Raw genomic sequence first — 12,872 nt, 5'->3', positions numbered from 1 at the left:
TCACGCCCAGGACGCCGGAGATCGCCTTCCTGTCCACGGTGACCGGCGAATGGGCCGGCGCGCTGGACGCCGGGTACTGGTTTTCGAACCTGCGCAACACCGTCCGGCTGGATGTGGCGGTCGAGCGGCTGAAGAGCGAGGGCTTCGGGACCTTCATCGAGGCGTCGCCGCACCCGGTGCTGACCATGGCGCTCGGGGACGACGTCGTCGCGCTGGGCTCGGTGCGCCGCGACGACGGCGGACTGGCCCGGTTCCACACCTCGCTGGCCGAGGCGCACGTCCGCGGCGTGGCGGTGGATTGGACGCCCGCCTTCCCGGACGGCCGGATCGTCGACCTGCCGACGTACGCCTTCCAGCGCAAGCGCTACTGGCTCGACGCACCGGACCGGCCCGTCGCCGGCGACCCGGCGGACGCCGGCTTCTGGTCCGCTGTGGACGGTGAGGACGTCGGAACGCTGGCCGAGCTGCTCGGCGTCGGTGCCGAGACGTCGTTCGCCGAGCTCCTGCCGGCCCTCGCCCGCTGGCGGCGGCTCCGGCAGGAGAAGTCCACGGTGGACGGCTGGCGTTACCGGATCGAGTGGGAGCCGCTGGCCGAGCCGGAAGCGGCGACGCTGGCCGGGCGGTGGGTGGTGGTCATCCCGCCGGGCGCGGACGCCACGGAGGTGACCGCCTGCCTCGCGGCGGCGGGCGCGGAGCCGGTGGTGGTCGAGTGGGCGGGTGAGAGTGGCGTGGCCGCCGTTGCGGAGATGGCGCACCGGCTGGCCGCGGCGGGGGTAGGCACAGGAGCCGAAACCGACCTCCCTCCCGTCGCCGGCGTCGTCTCCCTCCTGCCGGATGCCCCCGGCACCCTGCACCTCATCCAGGCCCTCGCCGGCAGCACCGCCCCCCTCTGGCTGCTCACCCGGCACGCCGTCGCCGCCCTTCCCGGCGACCCGCCGCCCGCCGCGGAGCCTGCGCAGGTCTGGGCGCTCGGCCGGGTGGCCGGCCTCGAACACCCGGAACGCTGGGGCGGCCTCCTCGACCTCCCCGCCACCCTCGACCGCCGCGCCGCGCGCCGGCTGGTCGCCGTCCTCGGGGGGCTTGACCACGAAGACCAAGTCGCCCTTCGGGCCTCCGGTCTCTTCGCGCGCCGGCTTGCGCATGCGCCGGCCGTCGACCCCGCACAGCACTGGCGGCCGCGGGGCACCGTGCTCGTCACCGGGGGTACCGGTGCGCTCGGCCGGCACGTCGCCCGGTGGCTCGCCCGCAGCGGCGCCGACCACCTCGTCCTCGTCAGCCGCCGCGGTGCCGATGCCCCCGGGGCCGCCGACCTCGCCGCGGAGCTCGGCATCCGCGTCACCTTCGCGGCCTGCGACCTCGCCGACCGCGACGCCGTGGCCGCGCTCGTCGAAGAACTCGGCGAGGTGCGGGCCGTCGTGCACACCGCCGGCCTGCCGCAGGCGCAGACCATCGCCGACACCAGTGCCGCCGGCTTCGCCGAGATCCTCGCCGCCAAGGCCGCCGGTGCCGATCACCTCGACGAACTCCTCGGCGACGACCTCGACGCCTTCGTCCTCTTCTCCTCCAACGCCGGTGTCTGGGGCAGCGCCGGGCAGGGCGCCTACGCCGCCGCGAACGCCCACCTCGACGCGCTCGCCGCCCGCCGCCGTGCCGCCGGCCAGAAGGCCACGGCCGTCGCCTGGGGGTCTTGGGCCGGCGACGGCATGGCCGGCAGCGCCGCGGCGAAGGACCACCTGCGCCGCCGTGGCCTGCGGGAAATGGACCCGGATCGGGCCATCGCCGCCCTGCAGCACGCGCTCGACGCCGACGAGACGTTCGTGGCCGTCGCCGACATGGACTGGCCCCGGTTCGCCGCCGGGTTCACCGCCGCCCGGCGCCGGCCGCTGATCGAAGACCTGCCCGAAGTGACCGCCGGGGAGGTCGTCGCCGAGGTCGGCACCGGGCTCGCCGAAGCCGTCCGCGGGCTCGGCCCCCGCGAAGCCGCCCACCACGTCCTCGACGTCGTCCGCGCGCAGGCCGCCGCCGTCCTGGGGCACGACTCCGCCGCGGAAGTCCCGGCGGACCGGGCCTTTCGCGAACTCGGCTTCGACTCCCTGACCGCCGTCGAGCTCCGCAATCGGCTCACCACCGCCACCGGCGTCCGGCTCCCGTCCACCGTCGTCTTCGACCACCCGCACCCCCGCGCGCTGGCCGAGCACCTCCTGCGTGAGGTGACCGCAACCGCGGCCGCGCCCACGCACGAGCGCACCGCGGCCGCGGCCGACGAGCCGATCGCCATCGTGGCCATGGGCTGCCGCTACCCCGGGGACGTCCGGACGCCCGAGGACCTGTGGCGCCTGCTGGCCGACGGCGCCGACGGCGTCGGCCCGTTCCCCGCCGACCGCGGCTGGGACCTGGCCGCGCTGTACGACCCGGACCCCGCCCGCCTCGGCACCAGCTACACCCGCGAGGGCGGGTTCATGACCACGGCGGCGGAGTTCGACGCGGGCTTCTTCGGCATCTCGCCGCGCGAGGCGCTCGCCATGGACCCGCAGCAGCGCGTCCTGCTGGAGACGTCGTGGGAGGTGTTCGAACGAGCGGGCATCGACCCGGATTCGTTGCGCGGCAGCGGAACCGGCGTGTTCGTCGGCGCGACCTCCTCCGGTTACGGCGTCGGCGCGCGCGACGAGTCCGGCGGCTCCGAGGGCTACCTGCTCACCGGCAGCGCCCCGGCCGTCGTCTCCGGCCGCCTCTCCTACACGTTCGGCCTGGAGGGCCCGGCCGTCACCGTGGACACGGCGTGTTCGTCGTCGCTGGTGGCGTTGCACCTGGCCTGCCAGGCGCTGCGCCAGGGCGAGTGCTCGATGGCCCTGGCCGGCGGCGTCACCGTGATGGCGCACCCGGCGGCGTTCGTCGAGTTCAGCCGCCAGCGCGGGCTCGCCGAAGACGGCCGGTGCAAGTCCTTCGCCGACGCCGCCGACGGCACCGGCTGGGGTGAGGGGGTCGGCCTGGTCCTGCTGGAACGCCTGTCGGACGCCCGGCGCCACGGCCACGAAGTCCTGGCCGTCGTCAAGGGTTCGGCGGTCAACCAGGATGGCGCTTCCAACGGCCTGAGCGCCCCCAACGGTCCCTCCCAGCAGCGTGTCATCCGGGCCGCGCTGGCCAACGCCGGTCTGTCCGCTTCGGACGTCGATGCCGTGGAGGCGCACGGCACCGGAACCCGGCTCGGCGACCCGATCGAGGCGCAGGCGCTGCTGGCCACCTACGGCCAGGACCGCGACCGGCCCCTGTGGCTCGGGTCGCTGAAGTCCAACATCGGGCACACCCAGTCGGCCTCCGGCGTGGCGGGCGTGATCAAGATGGTCCTCGCCATGCGGCACGGCGTGCTCCCGCGGACGCTGCACGTCGACACGCCGTCGTCCCAGGTGGACTGGTCGGCCGGTGCCGTCGAGCTGCTCACCGAGGAACGCGCCTGGGTTTCCGACGGCCCGCGCCGCGCCGCCGTCTCGGCGTTCGGGGTGAGCGGCACCAACGCCCACGTGGTCCTGGAACAGGCCGAGCCCGCGGTCGAGATCCCGGCGGGGCCGGACGCGACGCCGCCGCTCGTCCCGCTGTCGGCCCGGAGCGCCACGGCGTTGCGGGCCCAGGCCGGCCGGCTCCGGGGCACGGGCCTGGCGCCGCAGGACCTCGCGTACTCCCTGGCCTTCACGCGGGCCACGCACGACCACCGCGCGGTCATCGTGGCGAGCGGCGACGAGCTCGACCGGGCCCTGGGCGTCCTCGCCGGCGGCGGTACCGACGCCGCCGTGGTCACCGGCACGGCCGACCGGGACGCGCTTCTGGCGGTGCTGTTCACCGGCCAGGGGGCACAACGGGCCGGCATGGGCCGGGGGCTGTACGACCGGTTCCCGGTGTACGCCGAAGCGTTCGACGCGGTGTGCGCGCATTTCGGCCCGGAGCTGCGTGCCGCGTTCGACGACGCCGAGGCGCTGGACCGGACCGAGTTCACCCAGCCCGCGTTGTTCGCGGTCGAGGTGGCGCTGTTCCGCCTCGCCGGGTCCTTCGGTGTCCGTCCGGATTTCGTGGTCGGGCATTCGATCGGGGAGATCTCGGCGGCGCACGTGGCCGGGGTGTTGTCCCTTGAGGACGCTTGCCGGCTGGTGTCGGCGCGGGCGTCGATGATGCAGGCGCTGCCGCCGGGTGGGGCGATGGTGTCGATCGCCGCGCCGGCGTCGGCCATCACGCTGACCGAGGGCGTTTCCCTCGCGGCGGTGAACGGGCCGGAGTCAGTGGTCATCTCGGGCGACGAGGCCGCGGTGCTCGCCATCGCGGCGAAGTTCCCGAAGACCAAGCGGCTGAAGGTCGGCCACGCGTTCCACTCGCCGTTGATGGACCCGATGCTCGAGGAGTTCCGCGCGGTTGCGGAGACATTGACCTACCACCCGGCGCAGATTCCCGTGCTTTCGAATGTGAGCGGTGCTCTCGCCGAGCCGTTCACCGCCGGCTACTGGGTCCGCCACGTGCGTGAGACGGTCCGGTTCGCCGACGGGGTCGAGACCCTGAAAGCCGCCGGTGTCGGCGTGTTCCTGGAGCTGGGCCCGGACGGCGTCCTCAGCTCGATGGTCCCCGGCACGGCGATCCCCGCCCTGCGCCGCGATCGCGACGAGGAACGCACCCTGTTCACCGCGCTCGCCCGGTTGCACGTCAACGGCGTCGCCCTCGATTGGGAGAGCCTGTACGCGGGTTCGGCCGGCCGGGCCGTCGCCCTGCCGACGTACCCCTTCGAGCACCAGCGGTACTGGCTGGAACCCGCCCGCCCCCAGCCGGCCGCCGACACCGCCGACTCCGGGTTCTGGGCCGCCGTCGAGCGCGGCGACCTGGCCCGCGACCTCGCCGTCGACGAAGACCTCGCCGACGCCATCCAGCCCGCGCTGCGGGCCTGGCGCACCCGCCACCGCGAAGCGAGCACCCTGGATTCGTGGCGGTACCGCGTCACCTGGCGGCCGCACCCGGTCCCCGCCGCGCGGCTGTCCGGCACCTGGCTGCTCATCGGCACCGGACCCGCGGGGATCGCGGAAAGCCTGGCCGCGCGCGGTGCCGAGGTGCGCACCGTGCCCGTCGACGGAATGGCTGACGCACAAGACATCGCCGGCGCGCTCGCCTTCCCGGCGAACCTGGCCGAAGCCCTCGCCGTGCTGCAGGCCGACCGGCCCGGCCCGCTCTGGTGCGTCACCACGGAAGCCGTGCGCACCGGCCGCTCCGACACCGCCCCTGACCCGGCGCGCACGCAGATCTGGGGCCTCGGCCGGGTCGCCGCCCTCGAGCTCACCGGCCGCGAGATCGGGCTCCTCGACCTCCCGGCCACCCTCGACGACCGCGGCCACGACCGGCTCGCGGCCCTCCTCGCCGCGGGCCCCGGCGAAGACCAGGTCGCGCTGCGGGCGTCCGGCGCGTTCGTGCCCCGGCTGGTCCGCGCCCCGGCCGGCGTCGAACCCGGCACCTGGCGGCCCGACGGCACCGTCCTGATCACCGGCGGCACCGGCGCGCTGGGCAGCGCGCTGGCCCGGACCCTGGCCGCCCGCGGCGTCCGTGACCTCCTGCTGCTCAGCCGGCGCGGCCCGGACACCCCGGGCGCGGCGAGTCTCGCGACGCAACTGCGTGAACTCGGCGCCCAGCTTGAGATCGTGGCCTGCGACGTGACCGACCGCGCGGCCCTCGCGGAAGTCCTCAATGGACGTTCGATCGGCGCGGTCTTCCACGCCGCCGGCTACGGCCGGTTCACCCCGATCACCGAATCGTCCACGGCGGACTTCGCGGAGGTGGTCGGCGCCAAAGTGGACGGTGCGACCCACCTCGACGAGCTGCTCGGCGACGACCTCGAAGCGTTCGTGCTCTTCTCCTCGGTCGCCGGCGTCTGGGGCAGCGGGCACCAGGGTGCGTATGCGGCCGCCAACGCGCACCTCGACGCGCTCGCCGAACGCCGCCGCGCCCACGGGCTCGCCGCGACGTCGATCGCCTGGGGCCCGTGGGCGGGCGCCGGGATGGGCGCCTCCGAAGAGGGCGAGGAGCTCCTCCGCCGTCGTGGCCTCCGCCCGCTGGACCCGGACCTCGGGATGCGGGCGCTCCTGCAGGCCGTCGAGCTCGGCGAGACCACGGTCGTCGTCGCGGACGTCGACTGGGCCCGGTTCGCGCCCTCGTACGCCGCCGCCCGATCGCGGCCGCTGATGGCCGAGCTGCCCGAGTTCGACGCCGGTGCAGACCCCACCCGCGGCTCGGCCGAGCTCACCACCCGGCTCGCCGCGCTGCCCGCGCCCGAACGCCGTCGCGTGCTGCTGGACCTCGTGCGGGCCCGCGCCGCGGCCGTCCTCGGCCACGACGGCGCCGAGGCGATCGAGCCGGCCCGGCCGTTCAAGGACCTCGGCTTCGACTCGCTCACCGCGGTCGAGCTGCGCAACGGGCTGGCCGCCGACACCGGCCTCGCCCTGCCCTCGACGCTCGTGTTCGACCACCCGACGCCCGCGGACCTGACCGAACGCCTGCTCGGCGAGGTCTTCGGCGCCGACGCACCGGACCCGGCGGGCCACGCGGCCGCGGTGGCCGCCACCGGCGACGACCCGATCGCCATCGTCGCGATGAGCTGCCGCTACCCGGGCGGGGTGCGCTCCCCGGAGGACCTCTGGCGCCTGGTCAGCACGGGCGGCGACGGCATCTCCGCGTTCCCCGCCGACCGCGGCTGGGACGTCGGCGCGCTGTACGACCCGGACCCGGGCAAGAGCGGCCGCAGCTACGCCCGCGAAGGCGGCTTCCTCGAAGGTGTCGGCGAGTTCGACGCCGGGTTCTTCGGCATCTCGCCGCGGGAAGCCCTCGCCATGGATCCGCAGCAGCGGCTGCTGCTGGAGACGTCGTGGGAGCTGTTCGAGCGGGCGGGGATCGACCCGCACGCCCTGCGCGGCACCAGGACCGGGGTGTTCGCCGGCACCAACGGCCAGGACTACGTCACCCTGCTCGGCGCGGCCTCCGGCGTCGAAGGCCACCTGCTGACCGGCAACACCACGAGCGTCATCGCCGGGCGCGTCTCCTACACCTTCGGCCTGGAAGGCCCGTCGGTCGCGGTCGACACCGCGTGCTCGTCGTCGCTGGTGGCGCTGCACCTGGCCTGCCAGTCGCTGCGGCAGGGCGAGTCCGCGATGGCCGTCGCCGGCGGCGTCACCGTCATGTCGACCCCGGGTGCGTTCGTCGAGTTCAGCCGGCAGCGCGGGCTGGCTCCCGACGGCCGTTGCAAGCCGTTCGCCGAGGCCGCCGACGGCACCGGCTGGGCCGAAGGCGCCGGGCTGCTCCTGCTGGAACGGCTTTCGGACGCCCGGCGCAACGGCCACGAGGTGCTGGCGCTGGTCCGCGGTTCGGCGGTGAACTCCGACGGCGCGTCGAACGGCCTGACCGCGCCGAACGGCCCGTCGCAGCAGCGTGTCATCCGGGCGGCCCTGGCGAACGCCGGCCTGGCCCCCTCTGATGTGGACGTTGTCGAAGCGCACGGCACCGGGACGACCCTGGGTGATCCGATCGAGGCGCAGGCCGTGCTGGCCACCTACGGCCAGGACCGCGAGACGCCGCTGTGGCTCGGCTCGGTGAAGTCCAACATCGGCCACACGCAGGCCGCCGCCGGGGTCGCCGGGATCATCAAGATGGTCATGGCCATGCGGCACGAGCTGCTTCCGCCGTCGCTGCACGTCGACGCGCCGACGTCCCACGTGGACTGGTCGGCCGGCTCGGTCGAGCTGCTGACCGAAGGGCGCGAGTGGACCGCGGACCGGCCCCGCCGGGCCGGGATCTCCTCCTTCGGCATCTCCGGCACCAACGCCCACACCATCATCGAACAAGCCTCGCCCGTTCCGGTCGCGGCCCCGGCCGGGGGCACCGGGCTGGTGCCGTGGCCGGTGTCCGGCCGGTCGGTGGCCGCGCTGCGGGCCCAGGCCGCCCGGCTGTCCGAAGTGGACGCGCACCCGGCCGACGTCGGCTTCTCGCTGGCCACCGGCCGGGCCGCGCTGGACCACCGGGCCGTCGTGCTCGGGACCACGGCCGGGGACTTCCGGGCGGGCCTGACCGCGCTCGCCGGCGGCACGCCCGCCGCCGAGGTGGTCTCCGGCGAGCCGGCGACCGGCCCGCTGGCCGTGCTGTTCACCGGGCAGGGCGCCCAGCGCGCCGGGATGGGCCGCGAGCTCTACGCGCGGTTCGACGTCTACGCCGACGCGTTCGACGAGGCGTGCGCGCACCTCGACCCGCACCTGGAGCACCCGATCCGGGACCTCGTCTTCGCGGATCCGGGTACCGGGCAGGCCGCGCTGCTGGACCGGACCGCCTACACCCAGCCGGCGCTGTTCGCCGTGGAGCTGGCCCTGTTCCGGCTGGCCGAGAGCCGGGGCGTGCGGCCGGACCACCTCGCGGGCCACTCGATCGGCGAACTGGTCGCCGCGCACGTCGCCGGCGTCCTGTCACTGGCCGACGCCGCCGAGCTCGTCGCCGCCCGCGGCCGCCTGATGGAGGCCCTGCCCGACGGCGGCGCGATGGTTTCGCTGCGCGCCGGCGAGGAAGCCGTGGCCGCGGAGGTGGCCAAGACCGGCGGCCGGGCGGACATCGCGGCGGTCAACGGGCCCGGCTCGGTCGTCGTCTCCGGCGACGAGGACGTCGTGCTGGCGCTGGCCGCCGGGTTCGCGGAAGCGGGCGTGCGGACCAAGCGGCTCAAGGTGAGCCACGCGTTCCACTCGCCCCGGATGGACGCGATGCTCGACGGATTCGCCGCGGTCGCGCGCCGGCTGACCTACCGCCCGGCCGAACGGGTCGTGGTGTCCACGGTGACCGGTGCGCTCGCCGGCCCCGAACTGTCCACACCGGACTACTGGGTGCGCCAGGTGCGGGCGTCGGTGCGGTTCGCCGACGCCGTCGCCACGCTGGCCGGGCTGGGTGTCCGGACGTTCTTCGAAGCCGGGCCGGACGCGGTGCTCAGCGCGATGGCCGCCGACTGCCTCGGCGAGGACGTCGTCGCGGTGCCCCTGCTGCGCCGCGACCGGCCCGAGGAGCGCACGTTCGCCGCCGCGCTCGCCGGGCTGTGGGTCCGTGGCGTCCCGGTCGATCTCGCGGCTGCGTTCACCGGCGTCCGCCGGGTTCCGCTGCCGACGTACGCCTTCCAGCACCGTCGCTACTGGCCTGAGGCGCCGGCCGCCGCGGGGGACGTCGGCGCGGCCGGGCTCACCGACGCCGCCCACCCGCTGCTGGCCGCGAGCCTGCCGCTCGCCGGCGGGGACGGCACCGTCCTCACCGGACGGTTGTCGCTGTCCGCGCAGCCGTGGCTCGCGGACCACGCTGTGCTCGGCACCGTCCTGCTGCCCGGCACGGCCTTCGTCGAGCTGGCGATCCGCGCGGGTGACCAGGCCGGGTGCCCGGTGGTCGAGGAGCTGACCCTGGCGGCCCCGCTCGTGCTGCGCGAGCGGGACGCCGTCGCGATCCAGGTGTCGGTCGGCGGACCGGACCCCGACGGCCGTCGCGAGCTGACCATCCACTCGCGACCCGAGGGTCAGGACGACTGGACCGCGCACGCCGCGGGTGTTCTGGCACCGACGTCGGCGACCGAGCCGGCGGGGCTGGCCGATTGGCCGCCCGCCGGAGCGGAACCCGTTGACATCACGAGCTTCTACGACAACCTCGCGGCGTCCGGCTTCGGCTACGGCCCGGCTTTCCGCGGCCTGCGTGCGGCCTGGCGCCTCGGCGAGGACGTCTACGCCGAAGTCGCCCTGCCCGGCGAGCAGGCGGGCGCGTTCGGGCTGCACCCGGCCTTGTTGGACGCCGCCCTGCACGCCCTCGGCCTTCGCGACGGCGAAACCGGCCCACGGCTGCCGTTCGCGTGGACCGGCGTCACCCTGCACGCCACCGGCGCCACCGCCCTGCGGGTCCGGCTGCGGCCGGGCGCCGGGGACGCGGTCGCCGTCGACGTCGCCGACACCGCCGGCGTGCCGGTCGCGTCGGTGGCTGCGCTCGTCCTGCGCCCGGTGTCGGCCGGCCAGCTGCGTGGCCCGGACGGCGGAGACGCGCTGTTCCAGGTCGAATGGACGCCGGTTCCGGTGCCGGAAGCCCCGGGTGGCCGGTACGCGGTGATCGGCCCGGACCCGCTCGGCCTGGTGGCCGGGCTCGGCTCGTCCGGCACCGTCGAGTCCTGTGTGGACCTCGCGGACCTGGGCCGCCGCACCGCGGAAAGCGGCGAGGAACCGCAGTACGTGTTCTCCGCGATCCGGCACTCGGCGCAGCCCCGCGAACGCGCCGCCTTCGCCCTCGAACTCGTGCGGGAGTGGCTGGCCGACGACCGGTTCGCCACCGCCCGGCTCGTGCTGGTGACCCGCGGCGCGGTCGGGGCCACCGACGGCGACCGCGTCCCCGACCTCACCGCCGCGCCGGTGTGGGGACTCCTGCGGTCGGCGCAGTTCGAGAATCCCGGCCGGCTCGTCCTGGTCGACCTCGACGACGAGGACCCGCGCTCGGCGGCCCTGCTCGGCGCGGTCGCCTCCGGCGAACCCCAGCTCGCGCTGCGCGACGGCCGGGCGCTGGCCGCGCGGCTGGTGCGGGCCGGCTCCGGCGCCCTGCTCCGGCCGCCCGCCGAAGGCAACTGGCGGCTCGACAGCACCGGCCGCGGCACCCTGCAGAACCTCGCGCTCGTCCCGAACCCGCTGCCGGAGACTCTGGAACCGGGCACGGTCCGGGTGGCCATCCGCGCCGCCGGGCTGAACTTCCGCGACGTCCTCATCGGACTCGGCATGTACCCGGGCGAGCCGATCATGGGCATCGAAGGCGCCGGCGTCGTCCTGGAATGCGGCGAAGGCGTCACCGGGCTGGCCCCCGGCGACAAGGTGATGGGGTTCTTCCCCGGCGCCTTCGGCCCGCGTTCGGTCGCGGACCAGCGGATGCTCGCCAAGATCCCCGGCGGCTGGTCGTTCAGCGAAGCCGCGTCGGTCCCCATCGTCTTCCTCACCGCCTACTACGGGCTCGTGGACCTGGCCGGGCTGCGGGCCGGGGAGTCCGTGCTTGTGCACGCGGGCGCCGGCGGCGTCGGGATGGCCGCCATCCAGCTCGCCCGCCACCTCGGCGCCGAGGTCTACGCCACCGCCAGCCCCGGCAAGTGGGACGTCCTGCGCGCCTCCGGGCTCGACGACGCCCACCTCGCGTCCTCGCGTACGACCGGGTTCGCCGAGCTGTTCCGCGAGGCCGGCGGCGGCCGGGGGGTCGACGTCGTGCTCAACGCCCTGACCCACGAGTTCGTCGACGCCTCCTTCGCGCTGATGCCGCGCGGCGGCCGCTTCCTCGAGATGGGCAAGGCCGACGTGCGGGACGCGGACGCCGTCGCCGCCGCCCACCCGGGCGTCCGGTACCAGGCGTTCGACCTGGTCGAAGCGGGCCCGGACCGCATCCGGGAGCTGTTCACCGAGGTCCTCGCGCTGTTCGAGGCGGGCGCGCTGACGCCGTTGCCGGTGCGGACCTGGGACGTCCGGCGCGCGCCGGAGGCGTTCCGGTTCGTCAGCCAGGCCAAGCACGTCGGCAAGGTCGTGCTCACCATGCCGCCGTCCTTCGGCGACGGCACGGTGCTGATCACCGGCGGCACCGGCGCGCTGGGCGGCCTGGTCGCCCGGCGGCTGGTCACCGGGCACGGCGTCCGCGACCTGGTGCTGCTGAGCCGGCGCGGGCCGGCCGCCCCCGGCGCGGCCGACTTGGCCGGGGAGCTGCGGGAGCTGGGCGCGGACGTCCGGATCGTGGCCGGCGACGCCGCCGACCGCCGCGAGCTGGCCGCCGTGCTCGCCACGATCCCGGCGCTCACCGGCGTGGTGCACGCGGCCGGGGTCCTCGACGACGGCGTGGTGGCGTCGCTGACCCCCGAGCGGCTGAACGCGGTGCTGCGGCCCAAGGTCGACGCGGCCCTCAACCTGCACGAGCTCACCCGTGACCGCGGCCTTTCGGCGTTCGTGCTGTTCTCCTCGGCGGCGGCCACGCTGGGCAGTCCCGGCCAGGGCAACTACGCGGCGGCCAACGCGTTCCTCGACGCCCTCGCGCAGTACCGCGCCGCCCGCGGGCTCCCGGCCGGGTCGCTGGGCTGGGGCCCCTGGGCCACCGACGGGATGCTCCGCGAAGCCGATCTCGCGAAGCTGACGCGGTCCGCCTTCGTCCCGTTCACCGCCGACCGCGGCCTCGACCTGTTCGACCTCGCGGCGGCCCGGCCCGAACCGGCGCTGCTGCCGCTGCAGCTCGACCCGGCCGCGCTGGACGCGCAACCGGGGCTGCCGCCGCTGTTCGCGTCGCTGGTGCGGGCCCCGGCCCGCCGGTCCGCTTCGGTGGCGGCGGACGAGCCGTCAGGGCCGGCCCTGGCCGAGCGCCTCGCGGCCGTGCCCGTGGCCGAGCGCGGCGAATTCCTCCTCGACGTCGTGCGCGGGCACGTCGCCACGGTGCTGGGCCACGGCTCGGCCGCCGACGTCGAGGGCAGCCGCGGCTTCCTGGACCTGGGCTTCGACTCGCTCACCGCGGTCGAGCTGCGCAACCGGCTCACCGCCGAGAGCGGGCTGCGGCTGCCGGCCACGCTGATCTTCGACCACCCGTCGCCCGCCGACCTGGCCGCGCACCTGCGGGCCGGGCTCGCCCCGGCCGCCGTCGACGCGGACGCGGCGGTGCTGGCGGAACTGGACCGGCTGGAACGGCTGCTGGAAGGCGCCGGGGACAGCGTCTCCAGGAGAGTCACCGCGCGGCTGGAGACGCTGCTCGCGCGCCGCCGGTCCGCGGCCGGCGAGGACGGCGACGCCGAACTCGACTCCGCGACCGACGACGAAATCTTCGACCTGATCGACAACGAACTCGGACTGTCCTGA

The 12,872-nt window shown here is 75.6% G+C and carries 1 protein-coding gene (cut by a window edge); it reads left to right on the top strand.

Annotated elements, in window-relative coordinates; translation table 11 throughout:
• A protein-coding gene (locus tag C2L59_RS46265; protein WP_103355950.1) for a type I polyketide synthase crosses the window boundary here: on the top strand, nt 1–12,872 show its 3' portion. Its footprint begins 2,266 nt before the window's first position; only the last 12,872 of its 15,138 coding nucleotides appear in the window; its start codon lies beyond the left edge, outside the window; its stop codon occupies nt 12,870–12,872.

Source organism: Amycolatopsis sp. CA-128772 (assembly GCF_002904295.1).
Lineage (GTDB): Bacteria > Actinomycetota > Actinomycetes > Mycobacteriales > Pseudonocardiaceae > Amycolatopsis.
Note: the sequence above shows the minus strand (reverse complement) of the source record. Positions and strands in the feature narration are given on the sequence as shown.